Origin of the sequence: Bifidobacterium sp. 2450 (genome assembly GCF_041900695.1) — a bacterium.
Classification (GTDB): domain Bacteria; phylum Actinomycetota; class Actinomycetes; order Actinomycetales; family Bifidobacteriaceae; genus Bifidobacterium; species Bifidobacterium longum.
Window position 1 is genome coordinate 29,286 of sequence record NZ_JBHEEA010000018.1, and the last position, 25,042, is coordinate 54,327.

At 56.7% G+C, this 25,042-nt stretch carries 19 protein-coding genes; 18 read left to right on the forward strand and 1 reads right to left on the reverse strand.

The window, feature by feature from the left end:
• The first annotated feature begins 142 nt into the window (after positions 1-142).
• From ACEUKI_RS09285 to ACEUKI_RS09340, 12 genes are all read left to right on the forward strand, one after another.
• On the forward strand, positions 143-946 hold the full coding sequence (locus ACEUKI_RS09285) for a DeoR/GlpR family DNA-binding transcription regulator (RefSeq protein ID WP_080785336.1): 804 nt from the start codon (positions 143-145) through the stop codon (positions 944-946).
• Positions 947-950: 4 nt separating this feature from the next.
• Positions 951-2,201 carry a galactose-1-phosphate uridylyltransferase gene (galT, locus tag ACEUKI_RS09290; RefSeq protein ID WP_047378783.1) on the forward strand — a complete coding sequence of 417 codons (1,251 nt, stop codon included), beginning with the start codon at positions 951-953 and terminating at the stop codon, positions 2,199-2,201.
• Positions 2,202-2,218: 17 nt separating this feature from the next.
• The gene (gene galK / locus ACEUKI_RS09295; RefSeq protein ID WP_080785335.1) at positions 2,219-3,469 is read left to right on the forward strand and encodes a galactokinase; all 1,251 of its coding nucleotides are present in this window, start codon (positions 2,219-2,221) and stop codon (positions 3,467-3,469) included.
• Positions 3,470-3,742: 273 nt separating this feature from the next.
• On the forward strand, positions 3,743-5,242 hold the full coding sequence (locus ACEUKI_RS09300; protein WP_374156786.1) for an MFS transporter: 1,500 nt from the start codon (positions 3,743-3,745) through the stop codon (positions 5,240-5,242).
• A 407-nt stretch (positions 5,243-5,649) separates the two neighbouring features.
• Entirely contained in the window at positions 5,650-7,257 is a 1,608-nt protein-coding gene (locus ACEUKI_RS09305) for an extracellular solute-binding protein (protein WP_080785334.1), read from the forward strand.
• Positions 7,258-7,411: 154 nt separating this feature from the next.
• Positions 7,412-8,338 (forward strand): sugar ABC transporter permease, encoded by a 927-nt coding sequence (locus tag ACEUKI_RS09310; RefSeq protein ID WP_080785333.1) that lies wholly within the window; start codon positions 7,412-7,414, stop codon positions 8,336-8,338.
• Between the two features lie 12 nt (positions 8,339-8,350).
• A complete protein-coding gene (locus tag ACEUKI_RS09315) occupies positions 8,351-9,286 on the forward strand; it encodes a carbohydrate ABC transporter permease (RefSeq protein ID WP_115770431.1) in 936 nt (311 codons plus the stop codon).
• 61 nt (positions 9,287-9,347) lie between these two features.
• Positions 9,348-10,025: a YesL family protein gene (locus ACEUKI_RS09320; protein ID WP_374156787.1), complete on the forward strand. Its 678-nt coding sequence runs from the start codon at positions 9,348-9,350 to the stop codon at positions 10,023-10,025.
• A gap of 28 nt (positions 10,026-10,053) precedes the next feature.
• Positions 10,054-11,145: a LacI family DNA-binding transcriptional regulator gene (locus ACEUKI_RS09325; protein ID WP_080785330.1), complete on the forward strand. Its 1,092-nt coding sequence runs from the start codon at positions 10,054-10,056 to the stop codon at positions 11,143-11,145.
• A 74-nt stretch (positions 11,146-11,219) separates the two neighbouring features.
• Positions 11,220-13,151 (forward strand): glycoside hydrolase family 32 protein, encoded by a 1,932-nt coding sequence (locus ACEUKI_RS09330; protein WP_374156788.1) that lies wholly within the window; start codon positions 11,220-11,222, stop codon positions 13,149-13,151.
• A gap of 168 nt (positions 13,152-13,319) precedes the next feature.
• Complete coding sequence (locus ACEUKI_RS09335) at positions 13,320-13,592, forward strand: ACT domain-containing protein (RefSeq protein ID WP_032682402.1); 273 nt, start codon at positions 13,320-13,322, stop codon at positions 13,590-13,592.
• A gap of 36 nt (positions 13,593-13,628) precedes the next feature.
• Entirely contained in the window at positions 13,629-14,993 is a 1,365-nt protein-coding gene (locus tag ACEUKI_RS09340) for a PFL family protein (protein WP_374156789.1), read from the forward strand.
• Between the two features lie 318 nt (positions 14,994-15,311).
• On the opposite strand, the gene ACEUKI_RS09345 is transcribed toward ACEUKI_RS09340, so the two are convergent.
• The gene (locus ACEUKI_RS09345) at positions 15,312-15,974 is read right to left on the reverse strand and encodes a tRNA (cytidine(34)-2'-O)-methyltransferase (RefSeq protein ID WP_007053738.1); all 663 of its coding nucleotides are present in this window, start codon (positions 15,972-15,974) and stop codon (positions 15,312-15,314) included.
• A 20-nt stretch (positions 15,975-15,994) separates the two neighbouring features.
• On the opposite strand from ACEUKI_RS09345, the gene ACEUKI_RS09350 reads away from it, so the two are divergent.
• From ACEUKI_RS09350 to casB, 6 genes are all read left to right on the forward strand, one after another.
• Positions 15,995-16,957, forward strand: a complete 963-nt coding sequence (locus ACEUKI_RS09350) for an A/G-specific adenine glycosylase (RefSeq protein WP_080785327.1) — start codon at positions 15,995-15,997, stop codon at positions 16,955-16,957.
• A gap of 164 nt (positions 16,958-17,121) precedes the next feature.
• Positions 17,122-17,940 (forward strand): hypothetical protein, encoded by an 819-nt coding sequence (locus ACEUKI_RS09355; protein WP_181896236.1) that lies wholly within the window; start codon positions 17,122-17,124, stop codon positions 17,938-17,940.
• 242 nt (positions 17,941-18,182) lie between these two features.
• On the forward strand, positions 18,183-19,409 hold the full coding sequence (locus ACEUKI_RS09360; RefSeq protein WP_115770435.1) for a Fic family protein: 1,227 nt from the start codon (positions 18,183-18,185) through the stop codon (positions 19,407-19,409).
• A 2-nt stretch (positions 19,410-19,411) separates the two neighbouring features.
• Positions 19,412-22,576 carry a CRISPR-associated helicase Cas3' gene (cas3, locus tag ACEUKI_RS09365; protein ID WP_115770436.1) on the forward strand — a complete coding sequence of 1,055 codons (3,165 nt, stop codon included), beginning with the start codon at positions 19,412-19,414 and terminating at the stop codon, positions 22,574-22,576.
• Positions 22,566-24,296 carry a type I-E CRISPR-associated protein Cse1/CasA gene (gene casA / locus ACEUKI_RS09370; protein WP_236838379.1) on the forward strand — a complete coding sequence of 577 codons (1,731 nt, stop codon included), beginning with the start codon at positions 22,566-22,568 and terminating at the stop codon, positions 24,294-24,296. The genes cas3 and casA overlap by 11 nt, the downstream gene beginning before the upstream one ends.
• Positions 24,293-24,982 carry a type I-E CRISPR-associated protein Cse2/CasB gene (gene casB / locus ACEUKI_RS09375; RefSeq protein ID WP_080785322.1) on the forward strand — a complete coding sequence of 230 codons (690 nt, stop codon included), beginning with the start codon at positions 24,293-24,295 and terminating at the stop codon, positions 24,980-24,982. Before casA ends, casB begins: the two co-directional genes overlap by 4 nt.
• Positions 24,983-25,042 lie beyond the last annotated feature (60 nt).

Consider the following 25,042-nt stretch of genomic DNA (forward strand, 5'->3'; position numbering starts at 1 on the left):
TGAGAATATCGGTTCGCACAATGTGCGATTTTGCGCGGTTTTGTGGAAATGAACACCTGAATTGCCCGGAATTTTCGAGAGATTGTCCCCAAAACGCTCAAGCCGGTTTGGTTTGTGAGCTTTTGTGTGCGATAATGTTCACATGATTTCGTCACAACGTCAGCACCTCATCTTGAGCAGGTTGCGCACACGCGGGGCAGTGCGCATTACGGCGCTATCGAAGGAACTGGGTGTGTCAGCGATGACCATCCGCCGCGATATCGCCGAACTTGCCGACAAGGGACTGCTGAAGCGCGTCCATGGCGGCGCGGTGACTACCAGTACTTTGCTCAGCGAACCCCTGTTCTCTGTCAAGTCCCAGATGGATATCGGCCTGAAGGGCGCCATCGCCCAGGAAGCCATCAAATATGTGGCTCCCGGCGACGTTATCGCCATCGGCGGCGGCACCACGGCCTATGTCTTCGCCCAGCATCTGCTCGAATCGCAGCAGTCCAGCGGCATCACCATCCTCACCAATTCGATTCCCGTGGCCGAGCTGGTCCAGGCCCTCGAATCCAAGGATGTGGAGGTGATCGTCACCGGCGGCGTGATCACCCGATCGAACTCGCTTGTCGGCCCGATCGCGGACAAGGTCGTCGCCTCGCTGCGTGTCAACACCGTATTCCTCGGCACCCACTCGGTGTCGATTCCCCGTGGTTTCCTGATGCCGAATTCGCTGGAAGCCGCAACCGATATGGCGATGATGGACATCGCCGATCGCACCATAGTTTTGACCGATCACACCAAGTGGAGCTGCACATCGCTGTCGCTGTTTGCGCGCTTCGACCAAGTGGACACGGTCATTACTGACGACGGGCTCGACCCCGACTCCGCCGCCAAAACCAAGGATTTGGTGAAGGAACTCGTGCTGGCCCACCAGAGCGAGACCATTGAGGAAAGTGAGTAAACCCATGGCTGATTTCGCCAACTACACCCCCGGGGAGTATGCGAAGGAGCACATCCGCATCACGCCGACGACGCTTGCCGACGGTCGTGACTTCTTCTACCTGGACGACGACCCCGAGTTCGTCTCCGGTGCCAAGACCCGCGAGCTCAAGGACCCGCGCCCGCTGGACTACCGTTTCGCCCCGCACCTGGACGCCGACGGCAACGAAGTGCCGTACGCCGCCCCGCAGATGCGCCGCGACCCGCTGACCGGCGACTGGATCCCGATGGCCACCGCCCGTATGAACCGCCCGATCACCGCCGGCCCCGGCGCCACCGCTAAGGGCAACCCGCTGGCCGCCCGCAAGCCCGGTGATCCGTACCAGGACGGCGAAGTGCCGGACACCGACTACAACGTCGTGGTGTTCGAGAACCGCTTCCCCTCGATGGTGCGCGTGCCCGGTGTCTCCGAGGACGTGACCTACGTTGACGGCAACCCGCTGTGGGAGAAGAAGCTCGCCGCCGGCCGCTGCGAAGTCATCTGCTTCGACCCGAACGAGGACGGCCTGCCGGCCGATTTGCCGGTCTCCCGCCTGCGCACCGTGGTTGAGGCTTGGGCCTTCCGTACCGCCGAAATCTCCAAGATGGAAGGCATCGAGCAGATTTTCCCGTTCGAGAACCACGGCCAGGAAATCGGCGTCTCCCTCGCCCACCCGCACGGCCAGGTCTACTGCTACCCGTTCATCGCCCCGAAGATGGAGAAGGAGCTCCAGCACACCGAGGCCTACCACGAGAAGACCGGTGGCAACCTCTTGAAGGACATCATGAACGCCGAGCTCGAAGCCGGCGAACGCATCGTGATGCGCAACCACAGCTGGGTCGCCTACGTGCCGGCCGCCGCCCGCTGGCCTCTTGAGGTCCACGTGGCCCCGGTGCGCGACGTGCTCACCCTCGACCAGCTCAACGACGAAGAGCGCTGGGACCTTGCCTCCATGTACTCGCACCTTCTGAAGCGCGGCAACGCCTTCTTCGACAAGGGCGACGGCAAGGGCATGGACCTGCCGTACATCGCTGCCTGGCACCAGGCCCCGATCCACGACAAGCGCCGCGAGAACTACCGCCTGAACCTGCAGTTCTTCTCCTTCCGCCGCGCCGCCAACAAGATCAAGTACCTCGCCGGCTCCGAATCCGGCATGGCCGCCTGGATCTCCGACACCACGCCGGAACTCATCGCCAAGCGCTTCCACGAGCTCGGCTCCATCGACATCGCCGACTGATAGAAAGAAAAACATCAATGACTGCTGTTGAATTCATTGAGCCGCTGACCCATGAGGAAGGCGTCTTGCAAGCTACCAAGCTGTTCGTCGACACCTACGGCGCTGCGCCCGAGGGCGTGTGGGCTGCTCCGGGCCGCGTGAACCTGATCGGTGAACACACCGATTACAACGCCGGTCTGTGCCTGCCGATCGCTCTGCCGCACCGCACCTTCATCGCTCTGAAGCCGCGCGAAGACACCAAGGTTCGCGTCGTCTCCGACGTGGCTCCCGACAAGGTTGCCGAAGCTGATCTCGATGGCCTCAAGGCCCGTGGCGTGGACGGCTGGTCCGCCTACCCGACCGGCGTGGCCTGGGCGCTGCGTGAAGCCGGCTTTGACAAGGTCAAGGGCTTTGACGCCGCTTTCGTCTCCTGCGTGCCGCTGGGCTCTGGCCTGAGCTCCTCCGCCGCCATGACCTGCTCCACCGCTCTGGCTCTGGACGACGTGTACGGCCTTGGTTACGGCGATTCCGACGCCGGCCGCGTGACCCTCATCAACGCTGCCATCAAGTCCGAGAACGAGATGGCCGGCGCCTCCACCGGTGGTCTTGACCAGAGTGCCTCCATGCGTTGCACCGAAGGCCACGCGCTGCTGCTCGACTGCCGCCCGGAGCTGACCCCGCTGGAGAACGTCTCCCAGCAGGAGTTCGACCTCGACAAGTACAACCTCGAATTGCTTGTGGTCGATACCCAGGCTCCGCACCAGCTCAACGACGGTCAGTACGCTCAGCGCCGCGCCACCTGCGAGCAGGCCGCGAAGATCCTCGGCGTGGCCAACCTGCGCGTCACCGCCGACGGCATCGCCAAGGCCGACGACCCGTTCCAGGCGCTCAAGGAGACGCTGGACGCGCTGCCGGACGAGACGATGAAGAAGCGCGTGCGCCACGTCGTCACCGAGATCGAGCGCGTGCGCTCCTTCGTGCGCGCCTTCGCCAACGGCGACATCGAGGCCGCGGGCCGCCTGTTCAACGCCTCCCATGATTCGCTGGCCGTGGACTACGAGGTCACTGTGCCCGAGCTCGACGTGGCCGTGGACGTGGCCCGCAAGAACGGTGCCTACGGTGCGCGTATGACCGGCGGCGGCTTCGGTGGCTCCATCATCGCTCTGGTCGGCAAGGGTCGTTCCCAGGAAGTCGCTCAGAAGATCGCCGACGAATTCGAAAAGCAAGGCTTCCACGCTCCTCGCGCTCTCGCGGCCTATGCCGCTCCGAGCGCTTCGCGCGAGGCCTGAGCCCGCATCTGAGCTCCCTCTGACGAGGGAGCTTCGTTTTATCCTGCGACACGCGGGGCGGACTTACGAAGAATCTTGAATCGTATTACGGTGACGGATTGTTTTGAAAATCGCATGGCTTCTGCCGAAATCACATGGCAGGCCATGCGATTTTTTGTTGCCGTCGTTGGCCCGGACGTTAGGGGCGTAACGACATTTTCGCGCGACGGCAATCTGAGAGGTAATCCAAGAGAGGTTTCGTTGTCCGCTATCCAGACAACTTCCGATAACATCATGCCCGCCGGCGAATCCGGCACCGCTTATTCCCGTAGCCCCCGCCACGCTTCCGAAACCAGGCATTTCGACCATCCGCATAAGGTGATGCTCGGCCTGTATATCGGCGCATTCCTAGGCATGCTGTCCGAGACATCCATGAACATCGCCCTGCCCGATCTGATGGACGAGTTCTCCGTATCCTCCGGTACCGCACAATGGATGGTCGTCGGCTACATGCTGGCCATTGGCGTGGTGCTGCCGTGCGTGGGTTGCATGCTCAAATGGATCAAAGCCAAAACGCTCGTGCTGTTCGCACTGGCCTGCTTCCTCGTCGGCGCTTTGGTATGCACCGTGGCCACTAGTTTCCCTGTGCTGCTTGCCGACCGAATCGTGCAGGGCATCAGCACCGGCATCGTGCTGCCCACCATGTACGCATCGATCATGCGCGTATTTCCACCGTATAGGATCGGTGCCGCCAACGGCGTGGCCGGCCTGGCGGTCATGTTCGCGCCGGTCATCGGCCCCACCCTGGCCGGCGCGCTGATTGGCGCGTTGAGCTGGCGTGCGATCGTTGCACTGTTTGCGGTCGTCGCTGTCATCGCCATTGTCTGTATAGCGGCGTTCTTCGTCACCTCGATTGAATGCACGCGCCCGGCGGTCGATATCCTATCCATCATCGCCTCGGCGTTGGGCTTTGGTTGCCTCGTGGCCGGCGTGAGCCTGATCAGCGACATGGGTTTCTCCGTGGCGGTAGTCGGTTTGTTGGTGATTGGCGTAGTCGTTCTTGCCCTCTACGCCTACCGTCAGCTGCACATCGCCGACCCACTGCCTGACCTGCGCGCGCTTGGCATTGCGGCGTTCCGTACGCCGGCCATCATGGTCAGCTGCTCGTTTGCCTGCACCTTAGCGTTCATGTATTTGGTGCCGCAGGAATTGCAGCGCGGACTGGGCATGAGCTCTACGCTCGCCGGTCTGCTCATGCTGCCCGGCGGCATCGTCAACGCGGTGTGCACGCTGATGGCCGGTCGCCTGTTCGACCGTCATGGTGCGAGGGTGCTCGTGTGGATCGGTGTGGTGATGGCAGCCATCGGTGGTGCGTTGTTCTTTGCCATCGGTGTTGACTCGGGTGTTGTGCTGTTCTTGGCCGCGCACATCATCGTGATGGTGGGCATTCCGTTTATTCAGCAGTCGGCGCAGTCCGCTGCGCTCAAATCGTTGCCGGGCCGCATGGCTGCTGATGGCAGCACCATTCTCAACACCATGCAGCAGGTGTGCGGTGCCATCGCCACCGCTGTGGCCACCTGCCTGCTGGTCCTGGGTCAGACCGGCTATGCGGCCGGTGGCGGCACCAATGCCGCGCAGGGCTTCGTGGACGGTTCGCGCTACGGCTATATGTTCGGTTTGGTGCTTGTGGCAATCGTGCTGGTCTTCTTCTTTATGCTCAAGGGCGGCAAGGAAGAACCGAAGCTGGTGCCGGTGCAGGTCGACGACGGTGCGGTTGAGAGTCTGGCCGTGTGAACATGACCCAACGGACTCGATGATTCCTGAGAGTCCGCGAATCCGGAAATGGAACAGCATGAATGGCGTGATGCAGGTTTGTGACTTGTCTGAGCTGTTCCATTCCGGCGGTATTGGTGCCTGGCAACGGTCAGACGACAAACGATACATACGTTATACGATTAACGGCGTGTCGCGATGTGGGTGATTCCGGTGTTCTGCGAGAACGGCAGTATGGAGCCGAAGTTTACGTTTGCGGCGCTGGGTGGACTGGTCAATGAGAGCGTCAACTATTGAGATAAACGATTAACGATTTATAGTGTTGACCACCGCGAAGAAACAGTCACAAAGCAAGTGGCTGACGGTCTCGTACAGGTGCGTTTTACATCGGTACGAGGAGGAAACATCAAGGAAGAAGGAGCCTAATCATGGCACGAAGGAGTGTTCGCCTGTTGGCATCAATCGCTGCAGTTGCGACTATGGCCACGGCGCTTGCCGCCTGCGGCAACAAGCAGGCCACCACAGATGAGAATGGCAAGCCGATTGTCAACATTCTGGTTCGTCGCAACGTGACCGACCATCCGATGCAGGACACCCAGTACACCAAGGATCTGGAAGCCGCCTGCGACTGCACCATCAAGTGGCAGGAAGTCTCCGACAACGCGTGGGGCCAGCAGAAGAGCGCCAAGATGGCCGCCGGTGAATTCCCGGACATTGGCTTGAGCTTGTTCAGCATGGTGGATGCGGCCAAGTACAGCACCTATTTCGAGGATCTGAAGCCGCATCTGGACAAGATGCCGAACGTCAAGGAGTTCCTCAAGGCCCAGCCGGGCGCCGCGAAGTACGTGACCGACGGAACCAAAATCGCCATGCTACCGTCTGATCGTGGCAAGGGTTACGAGGTTTCCGGCACTCACATGTTCATCAATCAAGACTGGCTTGACAAGCTCGGCCTCAAGATGCCAACCACTTGGGACGAGCTTGAGAACGTGCTCGAAGCATTCAAGACCCAGGATCCGAACGGCAACGGCAAGGCTGATGAGGTACCGATGAATATCCGCGGCCTCGGCTTCGGCCTGTGGAGCCCCCTGACGCTGATGAACTCCGAAGGCGTGGTAACCGCCTTCATGGGCGGCGGCGCTTCCGAACAGGGCTACTACGTGGACAACGGCAAGGTCAAGAGCTACTACACCTCCGACGCGCTCAAGAACGTCGTCTCCTACTTGCACGGACTCATGGCCAAGGGCCTTATCCCGAAGGATGTGCTTACCCGCGACGCCTCGCAATACACTTCGCAGACCGTCAGTGACGGCCAGACCGCGCTGACCGGCGTCTCCTTCGGCTGGTCCAACTACGCCGAATACGGCGACAAGCTTGGCGACCAGTACGTCACCATGCCGCCGCTGAAGAAGGACACCTCCACGCCCGACTCCCAGGTCAAGTGGGATTATTCCCAGGACGCCTGCCGCTGGGCCTACTCCGGTTCCGGCCTGACCGTCAACCCGAACGCCGCTAATCAGGACGCCATCTACAAGGTCATCAACGCCATGTATGGCGAGAAGCTTTCCGTGGCCGGTTTCTTCGGTTCCATCCCGGATATCGTCTCCGATGATGGCGATCACCAGTACACCATCGACAAGAAGAAGGCTTACGCCGAGTATCCCGACACCCGTGCCATCGCCCTGCAGGACCGCTTCGGCGGCTGGATCCGCGACGACGTGAAGATGGTCAACGACACCAACGCTGACCAGGTCACCGCCTCCGACCAGGCCATCCGCGAGGCGCGCAACCGCGTCGACGGCGTCAAGGACGTCATCCCGATCTACGTGCGCCCGAATACCGAGGACTCCAACACCTTGCAGAACAACAACACCGCCATCTCCAACTACGCGAACAACCAGATCGCGAAGTGGGTCCAGAAGGGCGGCATCGACAAGGAATGGGACGCCTACGTGAAGAAGGTGTCCGAACCGACCCTCGGCCTCGACGCCAACATCAAGATTTGGCAGAAGTGGTACGACAAGTACACCAAGTAGCCAAGCAATACCGCGGGGTCCATCGCACGGATTCGTTTCTCTCCTGTGACTGCCACCGTCGGACCCCGCACTTTTGTTCCCTAGTAATCATCCTAAATTGGAGACCAACATGAGTGCACAAACATCGCAAGGCGTTGCTGCACGGACCGTGGCGATGGAAGCGGCTCCCGACCGCAAGAAACCAGGTCTGCTCGATCGCATCGCCGACCATTTACGTCGCTACTGGCAGTTGTGGATTCTTTCCGCTCCGGCATTGTTCTTCGTGGGACTGTTCTCCTACGTGCCGATGTGGGGCATCCAGCTCGCCTTCCGCGAGTTCGATCCGACCAAAGGCCTGACCGGCGGCAAATTCGTCGGTTTCAAATACTTCCTGGAATTCTTCCACAACCCGCTGTTTGGTGAGATTATGACCAACACCATCCGCATTTCCCTGTGGACATTGGTCATGGGCTTCATCTTCCCGATTATCCTGGCCCTGCTGATCAACCAGATCGGTTCTAAGAAAATCAAAGGTTTCGTGCAGACGATTACCTACATGCCGCACTTCATCTCCGTGGTGGTCATCGTCTCCATGCTCAACATCTTCCTGACTCCTGGCACCGGAATTCTCGGTCGCTTCTTCGGCGACGAATCACTGATGGGTTCCACCAGCGCCATCACCGCGGTCTATTGGATTTCCGAAGTCTGGCAGCATGTTGGTTGGAACTCCATCATCTACCTAGCTGCGCTCGCCGGCGTGGACACATCGCTGTACGAGGCGGCGAAGATCGACGGTGCAGGCCGTTTGCAGCTGATTCGCTACGTCGATATTCCTACGATCATGCCGACATGCGCGATTCTGCTCATCATGAACATGGGCTCCGTGCTCAACGTGGGCTTCGATAAGATCTACCTGATGCAGAACTCGCTGAACATGCCGTCCACCGAAGTCATCGCCACATACACCTACAAAATCGGTATTATCAACGGCCAGTACTCGTACTCGACGGCAATCGGTCTGTTCAACACCTTGGTCAACTTCATCTTCCTGATCACCGCGAATGCAATCGCCAAGCGCGTTTCCGATACGAGCATTTTCTAGAAGGGTTTTATCATGTCTGCAACAATTGAGGCTGTTACCCAGAACAAGAACGACATTCCCTGGAACAAGCACGTGCGTCAGAAGCAGAAGCCGGGTGACTGGGCGGTGTCGGGCATCATCAATGTGCTGCTGCTCCTGACCATTGTGGCGGTGCTCTACCCGCTGTGGTTCGTGGTCATCGCATCATTTTCAAATCCGAACGCCGTGGCCGGCGGTGAAGTGCTGCTGCTACCCAAGGATGTGACCTTCGCTGGCTATGCTAAGGTGTTCGCCAACCAGCGCATCTGGCAGGGCTATCTCAACACCATCATCTATTCGGTGGTCGGCACCGCGGTCAACATGGCAGTGACCATTCCCTGCGCTTTCGCGCTATCCCGTCGCGAGTTCAAGCCGCGACGCGTGATCATGTTCCTGTTCACCGTGACCATGTTCATCGCCGGCGGCCTGATTCCGAACTACCTGCTGTACAAGAGCCTCGGCATCAACAACAGCATGTGGGTGTTCATCCTGCCTGGCGCGGTTTCCGTGTACAACGTGATCGTGGCCCGCTCCTTCTTCGAAACCTCTATCCCCGAAGAGCTCTTCGACGCGGCCCAGATCGACGGGTTGAGCTACTTTGGCTACTTCTTCAAGATTGTGCTGCCGTTAAGCTCCGCGATTCTGGCTGTAATTGGTCTGTACTACTTTGTCGGCCACTGGAACGACTTCATGACGGGCCTTATCTTCATCACCGACGACACGAAGCAGCCATTGCAGGTGGTGTTGCAGCAGTTGCTGCTGGTGGCGCAGGGTACTGGAACCAATGTCAACGCGGCTGCGCAGCAGCAGGCCGCCGATCAGATCAAGTTCGGCATCATCATCGTCTCTACCCTGCCTCTGCTTGTGCTCTATCCGTTCTTGCAGAAGTACTTCAACAAGGGTGTGTTGCTCGGCGCAGTCAAGGGCTGAATCAAACGCAATCCGACAAGAGACTACCAATCCAAAAGCCAGCCGATAGAAAGGATTCGCTATGCTTGCCCGCTTCTCTGTGGCCTACGAGCGGCTCTGCCGTCTGCTAGTCGCGATTTTCGTGGTCAACGTGGCCATACTCGCGCACACTCTGATGGGAGCAGTCGTGCTGGGATTTCTCCCCTCGTTCGCGGCTGCGCAGGCTACGTTCCGTGCGTGGCTGCTTTCTGAGGACTGTTCAATGCGGGCCAAGGAAGTTTGGAAGACGTTCCACGGCTTCTGGAAAAGCGAAGTCAAGCGCGCGAATCTTTTCGGTTGGCCTTTGATTATTCTCTGGGCCGTGGTTATCGTCGACTACTACGTGATGAACTGGCATGCTCGCGGCGATTTCGACATCATGGTTTCCGGCGTGCTGTTGCTCATCATCGTAGTTTTGGCGGTGTTCTCGTCCTTGGTTTGGGTGGTACGCGCGAACTATGAAGAGAGTCCCGTCTGGATTGTTCGTACAACACTGGCGATGATTGTGGCACGCCCGTTGTGCAGCCTTCTGCAGGTCGGACTGCTGATTCTCACCGTGCTTGTATGGGTGCAATGGCCTGGAATTCTCATGGTGTTCGGTTTGTCGCTGCCGATGTTCTGCACAGCTTGGATTGTTTATTCATTCGGCCGTCTGCCTGGAATGGACATTCATGACCGCATGGAACAGAGCACGGGCCGCGCCCGAAACCAGACATCGTGACATGTTCGCAGAAAAAGGGGGTGATAGAATGTTGCAGTCGTCAGTAAGTCAACGAGTGAACAGGTCCAAACGATTGGTATCTATCAAAGACATAGCTAAGGAAGCGGGTGTTTCCGTATGCACTGTGTCTTTGGTTATGAACAACAAGGATCACAATCGCGTCAGCAAGGCGGTTGCGCAGAAAATCCGTGCGACTGCCGAGAACATGGGGTACAAGTCTAATTCCGTGGCGCGCACCTTACGCACCAGCAAATCCAATACTCTGGGATTCGTCACCGATGAGATAGCCACGACTCCGTATGCGGGTCGGGTGCTCCAAGGGGCGCAGGACGCCGCGCGCAAGCTTGGATACATCCTGCTTACCGCAAACACCAACAATGATGCCGAACTTGAAGACCAAGAGATATCCGCCCTACGTCGATACAACGTGGACGGCTTCCTGTACGCCATCATGTATCACCGTAAAGTGGACATCCCTGAGGCATTGGAAGGCAGTCTGACAGTAGTGGTGGATAGTGAGGACGCCGCAGGGAAGGTTCCTTCAATCTACCCTGATGACGAGATGGCCGGGCACGATGCCACCAACCGTCTGATTCAAGCCGGATGCAGACGCATCGTTTACTACGGTTCCGCAACCACCATTATCGCGCAGGGGGAGCGTCTGAATGGCTATCGGCGTGCGCTTGCGGAAGCTGGCATTGCATTCGATGAGGCGTTGGTCGTCAATGTATTGGAGACGACCAACGCTGCTGCTGAGGCGGCGCGGGTATTCGACGAAATCAAGCCGGACGGCATCTTCTGTTTCAACGATGTGCGCGCCACCTTCATCTATGAAGCTGCGCGAGAACGCGGAGTGCGCATCGGAACCGACGTGTCGGTGATTAGCATCGACAATCAGCCGTTCATCACTGATGTGATCAAACCATCTCTGACCACGCTGGAGTTGCCCCATTATGAAATGGGCTTCGAAGCGGTTCGGCAGCTGGTTGCCATGCTTGACGGCGATAAGGCCGTGGCGGATCTCGAATCCGATCATGGCATGGCGGTACAGAGACAACGAGATGGCGGCAAAACAGCATTGCGCTGCCGCATCATCGAACGCGATTCCATCGCGTTGTGACGGGTGTTCCCCTTTTTTCATATCTAGTTTTCCGATTATCGGTTTTTCAATGCGTAGCCACGTGATATCTGATCATGTGGCGCTGTGGAGGAGATTATTCTGACAACTATTCCGTTGCCATCGAAACCGGCGGCTACCGTTTGCTGGAATTGTTCGCCGAAAGATGCGGCGATGACGCTGCCGTCACCATTACAGACGGGGACGGCCATCAAATCGCCAGCCATGCCATGCCGGTGGCCGAGCGTCGCCACCGTTTCTTGATTCCGGTGCCGACAAACGTGCGTCTCACGGTGAGAGCGCGCCAACTGACCGTGCGGTTCGCCTACTTGTCCGAGTGTGAGAATCTTCTTGATGAAGGCGTGCGTTTCATCAGCATGAATCCATATGACAATGAATGGGATACGCAGCCGACGCTGGAGCAGATCTATGATCGTTTCGCTCGCCCTGCGGCGCATTTCGAGCCATTCGCTCGCTGGATGAATGATCCTAACGGCCTGTGTCGTTTTCAAGGACGCTACCATCTGTTCTACCAATTCAATCCGTATGGTTTTGGCTGGGACAATATGCACTGGGGCCATGCAGTGAGCCGCGATCTGGTGCATTGGACGCATCTGCCAATCTTCCTCGAACCGCAGCCGGAGCTGCAGATCGACGAACGCATCGTTGGCGGCGCGTTCTCCGGATCCGCGGTGACGGTGGATGCGTGTGACAATCCCTGCAAGGGTGATGATGCGGCCGCTATTCGCCTGTATCTAACCCGGCACCTGGAGACTCGCGGAGACGAATCGTCTGTTACTGAATACCAGACCACCTGCTTGTGTGAGGATGGCGTGCATGTGAGTGTCGAATCTCCAGTCGCGTTGCGCGTTAACGATGGTTTTGGCTTCGATTTCCGTGATCCGAAGGTGGAAACCGGCATGTCCGGCGAGGCGATCAATCCGGAACGCGCTTACATGGTGACCGCCACGAATCTGCCGGTCGCCGAATTCGATACTGATGTTGTGTCCTCCGCGGCGCCTGGCATCAGCGTACAGGGTACAGACGGCTGGTTTACGTGCGGTCCGCAAGGCATGCCCGGCACCGACAAGCCCAATATGGATACGGTGCCTGCCATGGCGCTCTTCTCCGCGAAGAAACCGCTCAAGCGCAACGTGACGTGGCAGTATGAAGGACCGGTGCTCGCCGACTTCGGCCACCAGCTGTCGCGTACCTACGAATGTCCTGACCTGTTCCAGCTCGACGGCAAGACGGTCGCCATCGGAGCTCTGATGCACTACCGTGACAAGCAAGGTCGTTTCCAGCAGGTGCGTTGGTATGTTGGTGATCTCAAGGACACCGCCGATGGCCCACGTTTGCAGGAAGGGAACAGCGATTGGTGCGATTTCGGTACTGGCTACTACGCGACACAAAGCTTTGCTGCCGACGACGGGCGTCGTATCGTGTTCGGCTGGTATACCGACTTTCCCGCGATGCGTGTGGAAAAGCCGTGCATCGCTAACGGCATGATGTCGCTGCCACGTGAACTGCACGTGCGTGACGGCCGCTTGACCAGCCGTCCTGTCAAGGAAGCGTACGAGCAGCTGCTAGGCGATCGTTTGGAAGCGCATGCAGACGAAAACGGGACCTTCTTTATTGTGCCGAACAACGCGTATTATGCGGACATGCATCTGGCTGACGATGATGATTTCACAATGCTCATCGCGACCGGTACCAATCCCGCCAATGGTAATTCGATGGAATTGCAGCTGCAGCGTCGCGACGGCGTGACCCGACTGGTCACGAAGGGAACAGTCGTGGACGACATCGATTTCGATAGCGGCATCGCCGATGTGCGTCGCGTCGAAATCTTCTTCGACCGTAATGTGGTGGAAGTCTTCCTTAACAACGGCGAAGCGGCCGGCAGTATGCTGTTCCAAGGTGCGGACGGCGATGGCGAGTTCCGTTTTGTTGCTGACGGCAAGGTCGATTGCGTGGATGTGCGTGTGCTTGACGGCATCTGGCGGTGACATACAGCTGCTGCAGCGGCAGGTGGTAACCGGCAGTCATCTCAGTATGTAAGGCAAAATAGACGAAAGGCACGTGTTTTGGCACGTGCCTTCCCTATACTTGAGGGCACGTCCGGCAATTCGCCAAGACGGTAACTGGATATTCACACCTCACGTTTAGGGAGCGCCATGAACAAGGCAATCATCACCGTCGTCGGCCAGGATACTGTCGGCATCATCGCACGCGTCTGCACATACCTTTCCGAACATCAGGTCAACGTGCTTGACATTTCCCAGACCATCATCGACGGTTTCTTCAACATGATGATGATCGTGGATTATTCCAAGGCCGACAAGGAATTCGGCGAGATTGTGGACGATCTCGACAAGCTCGGCGAGGAGATTGGCGTGCGCATCCGCTGCCAGCGCGAGGAGATCTTTACCAAGATGCACCGCATCTGAGCCGGGCCTCAAAAGAAAAGGACTTAAGGGAATACCATGCTGAATATCATGGAGGTCCACGAGACCAATCAGATGATCGAGCAGGAAAAGCTCGACGTTCGCACCATCACGATGGGTATTTCGTTGCTCGACTGCGCGGCGGATTCCGTTGAGCAAACCTGCGACAATATCTACCGTAAAATCACCACGTATGCCAAAGACCTGGTCTCCACAGGCCAAGCCATCGAAAGCGATTATGGCATCCCGATTGTCAACAAGCGCATCACCGTGACTCCTATTTCTCTGGTGGGCGCCAGCTGTTGCAAGACTTCGGAAGATTTTGTGCAAATCGCGCACGCGTTGGATAAGGCAGCCAAGGAAGTCGGCGTCGATCTGATCGGCGGTTATTCGGCATTGGTCTCCAAAGCCATGACCCCGGCCGAAGAACTGTTAATCAAATCATTGCCGCAGGCGCTTTCCGAAACGGACATCGTCTGCTCGTCGGTAAACGTTGGCTCCACGAAAACCGGTATCGACATGAATGCGGTGGAGTTGCTCGGCCATATCATCAAAGACATCGCCGAGCGCACCGCAGACAACGATTCCTACGGTTGCGTGAAATTCGTGGCCTTCTGCAATGTTCCGGACGACAATCCATTCATGGCGGGCGGCTTCCACGGCGTTACTGAAGGCGACGCCGTGATCAACGTGGGCGTTTCCGGTCCGGGTGTCGTCTCCCGCGCATTGGATGCGGCCAAAGGCAAGGATTTCGAGTTCCTGTGCGAAACCATCAAGCGTACGGCGTTCAAGATCACTCGTGTCGGTCAGTTGGTGGCTCAGGAGGCTTCCCGCCGCCTCGGCATTCCGTTCGGCATCATCGACCTTTCCCTCGCTCCGACCCCGGCTGTAGGCGACTCGGTGGGTGAAGTGCTGGAGAAGATCGGTCTTGAGCAGGTTGGCGCTCCTGGCACTACCGCGGCTTTGGCCATGCTGAACGATCAGGTGAAGAAGGGCGGCATCATGGCCTCCAGCTACGTGGGTGGCCTGTCTGGTGCGTTCATCCCCGTCTCCGAAGACAAGAACATGATTGACGCTGCCGCCTCCGGTTGCCTGACCCTCGAGAAGCTCGAGGCCATGACCTGCGTATGCTCGGTGGGTCTTGACATGATCGCCATTCCGGGCGATACCTCTGCTTCCACCATCTCCGGCCTGATCGCCGACGAAGCCGCCATCGGCATGGTCAATCAGAAGACCACTGCCGTGCGTGTGATCCCCGTGGCGGGCAAGGGCGTGGGAGAGATGGCGAACTTCGGCGGCCTGATGGGCTACGCGCCCATCATGCCGGTCAACCAGACCAGCTGCGAGGCCTTCGTGACTCGTGGCGGTCGTATTCCTGCGCCGATTCACAGCTTCAAGAACTGATTCAGTAGGGTATCTGCCTTCAAAGAGGTACATTTGCGCAGATAGGTATCTGCTTTCAGAGGGGTACCTCAATCAAGAAACCCCGAGTACAAGCGTTGATATTTCAACGCCTATACTCGGGGTTTCGTCCTTTAACAGCCCCTCGAAGTGGCAATAAACCTCCGGCAGATGCCAAATCAGCCCCTCGAAGCGCCGATAGACCCATTTTCTGCGTTCATTTCCACAATGATGGTCGTGCTGCGAGGCTCAGGGTTTCCTCTCTCACGCCTGTCGGCGTTCGTTCGGCGTCGCTACTCGAAGGCCCACCGGGCCTTCTCCTCAGCGCCCTCCAGCGAAGTTGAGTTGGCGCCAGGCTTCGTAGATGGCGATGGACGCGCAATTGGTGAGGTTCAGGGAACGCAAGGACGGGCGCATGGGCAGTCGCACTTGTTCGGCCACATGAGGGCCCTCCATGATGTCCATCGGGTCGGGGATGTCGCCGGGCTCGGGGCCGAACAGCAGGATGTCGGTCGGCTTGTATTCCACCTCGGTGTACAGCTTGGTGGCATGTGCGGTGAACGCGATGATGCGCGAATTGGGCATGGACTCCACCAGGTTGTCGAAATTCGGGTGCAGCACCACGTGGGCCATGTCGTGGTAGTCGAGGCCTGCTCGGCGCAGCTTGGTGTCGCGCAGGTTGAAACCCAACGGCTCCACCAAATGCAGGATGGTGCCGGTCACCGCGCACAGGCGGATGGCCGAGCCGGTGTTGCCGGGAATGCGCGGTGAGTAGTAGCACAGATGCGGTGTTACGGTTTCGGTGGTGGCGGCCTTTTCCGCCGAGAGCATCGCGTCCACCACGGAGATGGGGTTGCCATGCGCGTCGGTTACGAGTTCGTCCGGTCCGTAATTCGATTTACGGTACCCGTACTCGAACATCTTCTCGACTTTTGTTTCGGGATTCTGTGCGTTCTGCGAATTCTGTTCTGCCTCGTTCGTCATAGCTGCTAAGAATAGGAACGATGAACGACACAGCAATTTCTTTACGGCTCGGCGCATGGTGGGAGGCCAATGCGCGTGACTTGCCATGGCGCTTCGGACGGGCCACGCCGTGGGGCGTGCTGGTCAGTGAGGTGATGAGCCAGCAGACGCAGATGAGTCGTGTGGTGCCGTATTGGAACGATTGGATGGCACGCTGGCCTGACGCCCGTGCTCTTGCCGCAGCACCTAAAGCCGATGTGATCACCGCATGGGGCCGGCTTGGCTATCCTCGCCGTGCGCTGCGATTGCAGGAATGCGCCCGCGTGGTGGCGGAAGAATATGGCGATGAGCCGCCTCGCACCTACGACGAGCTCGTCGCTCTGCCTGGTATTGGCGACTACACCGCCTCCGCCGTGCTGAGCTTTGCATTCGGTGAGCGCATTGCGGTGATCGATACGAATATTCGCCGCGTGCTGAGCCGCGTATTCCTCGGCACCGAATCTCGCGGGGGAGCGGCGAGCCCGGCCGAACGCGCGCTCGCCAACCGCATGTTGCCCCAAGACAGGGTTCGTGGGGACGGTGCCGATTGCACGGACCATGCATACCGATCCGGCGAACACACTTTCCTGCAGCGCAGCGAACCTCCATCGGTCACGTGGAATCAGTCGGTGATGGAATTGGGCGCGGTGGTTTGCACGGCTAAGACGCCGTTATGCGAGATTTGCCCGATTGCGGATGATTGTGCATTTCTCAAAGCTGGCCGCCCCGGACTGGGGGAGCGGCGCACCCGCCCGCGGCAGCGATTCCAAGGCACTGATCGTCAGGTGCGCGGACTGGTGCTTGCGGCGTTGCGCGCATTGCCGGCGAATGACACGCTTGCCAGAGTGGATGCCGAAAACCTATGGAAAGACCAGATTCAGCTCGACTCCTGCATCGCGAGCCTTGATGATGACGGGTTGATCGAGATTCTGGAGAATGGTGCCCTTCGTCTGCCCCACGGCTGATTCCGTACAGTGCTATAAAGTGGTTGAACCGCACACGTGTGAGAGCGTACGCGTGGATGAGCGGATGATATCGCTGAGCGGAATATTGGTCTTGGCTGACATTCTGTGAAAAATATGGGACTGCCGTGCGTGCATGGCGATGACGACCGTACACTGAAGAGGTTATGGCAGTGCAGAGGAATAAGTCAGGTGCGAATCCTAAAAGCGCCGGAGATGGTCGTGGCGGGTGGGGCCATCCGATGTCTCGCGGCAAAAACACCTCTCGCAAGTCTGCTTCTCGGAAGTTCTCCAATCCCGTTCGCTCCGGTAGGACTGCCAAAACCGCGATACCTGCAAAGACCATCCGGTCTGCCAAGGCAGGTGCTGCCACAAAGCGCACCATCAGTAAGAAGAAGCAGGTGATGTACCGTCGCCGCCGCATCGTGGTTGGTGTGGCATTGGTGTTAGTTCTCGCGTTAATCGTATTTTGCGTCTACAGCCTTGGCCGTGGTGTCGGAGCCATCAACACGGCAATTCATCATGACGAGGTGTATGCCATTTCCCGCGACACCGTGCCGACGCCGAAGAAAACCAGTGGCGTTAAGGATTGCTCGGCCAAGAATTTGTCGCTTGATCTGAGCTCGGCGTCCCAATCCGTGCCGGTTGGCGGGTCATTGGAATTCACCGCCAAGATCGTGCATGACGGTTCCGACAGCTGTCTGGTCGATGGATCCGATGCGGGCCGCGTGCTCACCATTACTTCCGGTCAGCAAACCGTCTATACCTCCGCCTTGTGCGCCACGGATTCCCGCATGCTGTTGATGGCCAAGGGAGACAAAGACATTCAGCAGCTCAAATGGAATGCCGATTCCAATGCCGCGCTGACCGAGTGCACGGATGAGGCGGACTGGCCTCGCGTGAACGCGGGAACGTATGTGGCTCAGCTGAGCCTGAAGGATCATCCCAAGGTGAAGAGCGATTCAGTGACGTTTACGGTGGAGTAACTGCAACAAGAGTAACTAGGCTGGATTCGCTGTGAATGGGCTGAGGGTACTCTTGGTGATAATCTACTCGCGCTGTCCCGCAGTTTGCGGGAGTGATCCGATAAGACAGATTTGGTTGTCGACTTCCCTGCAGTTGCGGGGGTGTGATGGCTGTAGTATGCTAATTCATTATTAACAAGATAAGTCAGAAATGGTTTTAATTTAACACTTATTTCGATAACTGTTATTACAAAGGAGTGAACATGACAGATCAGGAGCTAACACCGATCTCGGTTCCTCCTATGGGCAAGGAGCCGCACTTTTGGCACCCAGACAGTGATGCGTACCTTTCCCGCTCTGAACGTGTGAGGGAGACAGGCGAATACTGGTCTGCGATTCCTGCAAGCATTGCTGGATTATCTGTAATTGTATCGACTGATATTAGTGCGACATTGGAGGAGTCTGCTCATGCATTAGGAGAGCTAGATATATATGCCGGCGCTAAATTCGGTATAAAAAGTAGGGTGCTTGGTCCGATGTTTTCGATTCTGCTTCGGACTGAATCCACGTCATCTTCGCAGATTGAAAATCTCACGGTTGGGGCAAAAAACCTTGCTTTGCAGGAGTTGGGCGAAGGTAAGGGTGGTAATGCTGCGGTTGTGGTAGGCAATGTGCATGCTATGGAATCCGCGCTGGCATTGTCTGAGGAGTTCGACAAACAGCATTTGCTTAACATGCATAAGTCGCTATTGTTGGCGCAGCCTGGAATGCAGTCCTATGCAGGCCGCTTTCGCGATCAGCTTGTTTGGATCGGGGGAAGTTCTGCGGGGCCGGTGCATGCGCGGCACGTCGGTCCGCAGCCTGAACTCATCGAACCTTTGATGGATGATTTGCTGCTGTATCTGCGTCGGAATGATCTTCCTGTGATTTTGCAGTGCGCTATCGCACATGCTCAATTTGAAACCATCCATCCGTTTGCGGACGGCAATGGTAGAGTCGGTCGTGCTCTGGTTCATGCAGTGCTGCGCAATAAGGGGCTGATTCGCAATGTTACGCCGCCAGTATCTGCTGGCTTGCTGACGGATACAGGTCGATATTTCGATGCGCTAATGGCATTTCGTGACGGCAACGCTCGTCCCATTGTTGAATGCTTTGCACATGCATGTCGCTATGCCTCTGCAACAGGGATGCAATTGATTGATTCATTAGATAGCCAATTGAACCAGTCGCGGGAATTATTATCGGGCCTACGTAAAGACGCTGCGGCTTGGAGTGTTCTTCCGGCTCTTATCGAACAACCGATTATCAATCAGGAATACCTAGTCCAGCATCTTGGACTGGGAACAATGACTGCTCGACGAGCCATTGAAACGCTTGCAGAGCGAGGGGTGCTTAAACAGATTACTGGTGGGCGACGTAACAAGGTATGGATTCATCGAGGAATCTTGCAAGTCTTGGATGAGTATGCCGCACAGCTGAGGAGGCGGTGATTATGCATGACGCTCATTTTTCGAAAGGCCGTCCGAATCTGTCTGCTAGGGCGCTGTCGGTGTGGGCAAAAAGCGTGTATCTCAATCCGGGTGATGACCATTACCTTCAACTGTGGCAGCATCTGGAGGATACTGGCGAGATTGCTTTACTCGTATGGGATAAGTTCGTCGCCGATGATATCAAGATAATAATCAGCGAAGATGTTGGTTCAGAGCGTGCAGCTCGGCTGTTGTACCGATTCATCGCGGCGATTCATGACATAGGCAAGGTGTCACCTGCCTTTGTGGTGCAGATGTCACGCCTCGCCGATAGTGTTCGCCAGACCGGGCTTCGCATTCATCCAAGTATCGGGAACAGTCAAGATCGGTCGCAGTTCCGTCACGAACTCGTTGGTTGCGGGGCTGTTGAATCGTGGATGGCTCATAAGGGTTTTCGTACGGGAATCGAAACATTGGCGCATGGTATTGCAGGTATTGTTGCGGGGCATCACGGCACATCGCTGACTGACACCAAACAGGAACTGTTACATCGGTGGGATTGCGAACTGTTCTCCGGTGATCAAGCATGGCAGGATGTGCGATTCGAAATGCTCGACTGGGTTGCCGACGTCACTGAGTCTGTGCCGATTCTGCAAGAACTGCAGGAGCGTCCATTGCGCAGGAGAACACAAATCCTGTTGACTGCGTTGGTCATCATCGCTGATTGGATTGCCAGTGACAGCAGGTTATGCCCGCTGAATGTACCATCTTCGGATAATCGAGACGAGACCCGTTTCAACCCGCAACGTCGTGCGGCACGGGCGTGGAACATGCTGGGGCTGCCAAAACCTTGGAATCCTGCACTAATAATGCGTGATCCCGATACATTGTTCGGGGAACAATTTGACATTCCTGGAGCCCGTTTACGTCCAGTGCAGCGTGAGGCCATCCGTATGGCCCAGACAATAACCGAACCCAGTCTGATGATTGTCGAAGCCAACATGGGAGAGGGCAAAACTGAAGCGGCGTTGCTGTCCGCGGAGATTCTCGCGTCGCGATTCCACTGTGGCGGCATCTACTATACGTTGCCCACGCAAGCAACTGTCAACGCGATGTTTGGTCGTGTCTTGGATTGGATTGAACATCTGCCGGCCGCCGACCGGTGTATGGTGACATCGCTTTTCTTGGCGCACGGAAAACGTGAATTGAATGACGATTATGAAACTCTGCGGGAACGCTGGTTCGATGATGGGCACGGACTTGCTCGCTCGTTACAGACTAGGTCTTCGGAAGGCTTTGTCGATGGTGACGCCGATAACGCCAAATCGTCTGAGAGCTTGCAAGCCGTAGTTAATTCGTGGCTTACTGGTCGAAAGCGTGGCAACCTGTCTGATTTTGTCGTAGGCACCATTGACCAGGTGCTTATGGCAGGTTTGCGTTGCAAGCATGTGGTGCTCAGGCATATGGCGCTTGCCGGCAAGGTGGTGATTTTGGATGAGATTCATTCGAACACTGCCTACATGAATGTGTATATGGAAACTGTGTTGGCTTGGCTTGGCGCTTATGGGGTGCCGGTGATTATGCTCAGTGCTACATTGCCGCAATCGAGGCGTAAAGCGTTTTTGGACGCTTATCAGCAAGGGGCAAAAGCGGCAGATACGGTGGAGTGCGTAGAGGAACGACAGCAAGTATGCAATGATGCTGGTTCGATGCAATCCCAAGGTCGGCGAAGATTGCTGGATCGCAAAATGAAGTACAACCGTTCGGTATCGGTAGCAGCGGTTGAGGGAGGAAATGCCAAACAGGTTGCAGGAACTGTTGACATGGCGCCTGAGGTCATTCCTAATCGTTTGGATTTGCGTTATCCGCTGATTTCGGTATCCAATGCCGGTGGTTTTGTTGATGTATCTCCGGAACCATCCGGTCGTGCCTTGGATGTGACTATCTCTATGATTTCGGATGATGATGACGCGTTGGTCGGTGTACTGAAGAGCTATCTTCGTGATGGTGGGTGCGCGGTGGTCATCCGTGATACGGTCGCACGGGCACAACATACGTATGATTTGCTGTCGCGATGCATGGATGTGGATGTCGTGTTGGCTCACTCACGGTTTTTAGCCTGTGATCGTGCCCGTATCGATCGGAACCTGATAAACCGGTATGGCAAGTACGGCGACCAGGGATGTCGCAGTGGTGTCGTCGTTGCCACGCAAGTCGTGGAACAATCACTGGATGTCGATTTCGACCTGATGATTACCGACGTGGCTCCAATAGACCTGATTTTGCAGCGTGCAGGTCGTCTGCATCGGCATCGGCGCGGCATAGCGGAGTGTGAACGTCCAGAACCCCTGCGTTGTGCCCATATGATCATCACTGGCGTGGAGAAGGTCGATGATGAACAACCGCCGCGGTTCGCGAGAGGATTAGAACAGGTATACCAGCGGTACCTGTTGATGAGGTCTCTATCGGTGCTGCGCATAGGCTCACAGAGTTTCACGACAATCTGTGTCCCAGATGATATCCCTCAATTAGTTCAGACGGTGTATGGCTCCGATGATATTTGTCCGGATGCCTGGAGACCAGGTGAGGATGGTGAACAATCGGCACGCACTTGTATGGAAGGAGTGATTGCGAACAGTGAGAATCAAGCAAGTCAGCTGCGGATTTTCACGCCGATGGATCGTCGCCAGCCGTTCTCTCTCGATGGATGGCTATACGTGAACATGCCCGATCCTGATACTCCGGGAGGATCTCGGGAGCAGCTGGTATCCGCTGGGGTTCGGGAGAGCGACGATTCATTCGAGGTCATAATGCTGCAACGAGACATGGATGGCAACTTGCAATTGCCTTCATGGACGTTTTCGTCATCTGCGCCGTTGCCGGCGGGAACCGGAGTTCCGAACCGGCAGCAGGTCAGAGACATCCTGTCCTGCACGATTTCCTTGAGTCGATCTTCGCTGAAAGGATGCAGTATCGACGCAGTTATCGAATCACTGGAGAACGACGTTCCAGAGCAATGGAAAGTATATATGGAAAACCGCGAACTGGCCGGACAACTGCTTGTTGTACTGGACGGCGATGGGAATGCGACGTATATCATTCACGATTCGCGCAAGGAAAGTGAGACAATGAAAACATTGCATGTGCACTATTCAATGGAGAAGGGGCTGACAGCGGATGTTGAATAATAATGAGGTCTCGTTCAATCTGATGAACCGCCCATGGATTCCGGTCACGATGCTGAACAATAACGAGCATAGGGAGCTGTCCATCATCGAAACGTTCGAACGGGCATGCGACATCAGAAGCATCGACGGGGAAATCCCATTGCAGCGGTTTGCGATTGTCCGCCTGCTTGTGGCCATTTTGTACGGCCGTTTCGGCAGCGACATTACCGCTGAGGAGTGGAAAGAAGATCTCTACGACGCTGGCGCTGATGATCCTGACATCATGTATGCAATACGTGATTATTGCGAGACATGGTGTTGGAGATTTGACCTGTTCGATGGCAAAGCGCCGTTTTACCAGGTCGCTGGACTGCGCACTGCCAAACATGAAGTCTCTGGGTTGGAACGACTAATTCTGGATGTGCCGAGTGGAGAACCGTTGTTCACGACACGGCTGGGCGAAGGCCTACGGTCCATCAGTGCGGCGGAAGCCGCACGATGGCTGGTCACCGTGCAAGCGTATGACGCTTCGGGTATCAAGTCGGGAGCAGTCGGTGATCCGCGTGTCAAGGGAGGCAAAGGATATCCAATAGGGGTTGCATGGGCCGGGCATCTTGGCGGATATCTGATTGAGGGCGCTAATCTCTGGCAGACGTTGATTCTCAACTTTGCAGGATGCGAAGCTCTGGGACTCGGCATTACCAATGCCCACTGGTCGGACGATATCCCGGTGTGGGAACGCGAGCTGTTGGAATCACATCCTGCCACGGGATTCGATCAACCAGTCGAACGAACTGCGGACACCTCGTACTTCCACGGGCCAGCGACGCTGATGACATGGCAGTCCAGACGCATGTTGCTCACCCATGAAGGAGAGATGGTCACAGGAGTATTGGTATGCAATGGAGATCGGTTGAAACCGCAAAATGCGCAGTACTTTGAGACCATGACCGGTTGGAGGCGCAGCCCAACGCAAGAAAAGGCTTTAAAGCGGCAAGTGGTTTATATGCCGCGCAAGCATGATTCCGCGCGCGCCTTGTGGCGAGGATTGCCGTTGCTGACCAGTGGTGAGGACACGAGCAATGCCAATACGGACAATGCGTTGCGACCATATACGATGACGTGGCTCTCCCATGTACGATCAGCAATGCGTTGGAATGATGCAATACCCATCCGGCTGCACGCATTCGGCGTTGAATACGGAAACAATGATGCGGTCATTGATGCTGCCGTTGACGACATGCTTGACCTGAATCTCATCGTAATCACATCGAGGAACCCGAAGATGGGACAGATGCTGCGGCAGGCAGTAGACAACACCGACCAAGGCGTTTCCTCGCTGCGCACCTTAGCGGCCAACATTGCATCGGCAGCCGGACTGCCATCTGAATCGGCGCAACGTCAGGCATCGGAGCTGGGGTACACCACATTCGATCGCGTGTTTCGCCAATGGGTACGAGGCATCGATCATGACAACGATTTGTATGAACTGCAGACACAATGGAGCCGCACCGCCAAAACGATTCTTCTGCGTCTGGCGTCCCAAATCATGGCGCAAGCATCTCCTCAGGCCATCGTTGGCAGGGATGTGACCGACAGCAATGGCACTGTTCGGCATTACAGCGTGGCACTCGCGGAAATATGGTTCAGAAGCAGATTGAAATCCATCTTTTCGACGGATGCTTCGGCATCTGGATCGGTAGTTCCTGAACCATCACAAGACAAGGAGACTGAACAATGACGGAACAAGACAAGGAGCGAGCGTCACGCCTCACCTCGTTCGGCATGTGGGTCAGTAGCCAAGTGCGTCGTCTGGCGACTGGTGGCCGTGATGAAGCGGGCATTTACCGTGCTGGATATCTGCGAAACGATCCATATTCTATCGCTGCGGTTGCACGTTTACGTCATGCCGTAGGACGTGAGGTGGGGGCCGATCCCGATATATTCGTCTGGACAATTCCTGATCCCACGAAATCAGATGTCTGCGGAACAGACGTCGACTGTTATACTGACACCCCATCGCCTCGTGAACGTGCTGCGCATGCCACGCTCACATTGTTTGCAACACACCAGCAGTCTATTCATGATAAGTCGATGCATACCGATGCGGATGTGTCTCTGGGACGCGCGGTGGGGCGGATGGCTTATGGCAATTTCAATGAATCCGGTATCAGACGAGTATTCAGCCAGATGCAGACGGCCAGTAGTTGGAAGGAACTCGTCCGCCACGCACGTAGCCTGATTAGTCTGCTCAGACGTGAGCGGATTGCATTGAATTATGGCCTTCTGGCTCAGGATTTGTTGGCGTTACGATCCACTCGCAGTCATGCAAACGCCGTGCGCGCCAGATGGGGGCGGGATTTCCAAAGCGGTTACCGACGCAAACAGACTGACGATAGTGTTGGAGAATCGCCTGAAATCATCTGATTATTCGGATCATTTAGTGGAATTTGAAACGTCTGAACCAAACATCAGTTATTGCGTCAT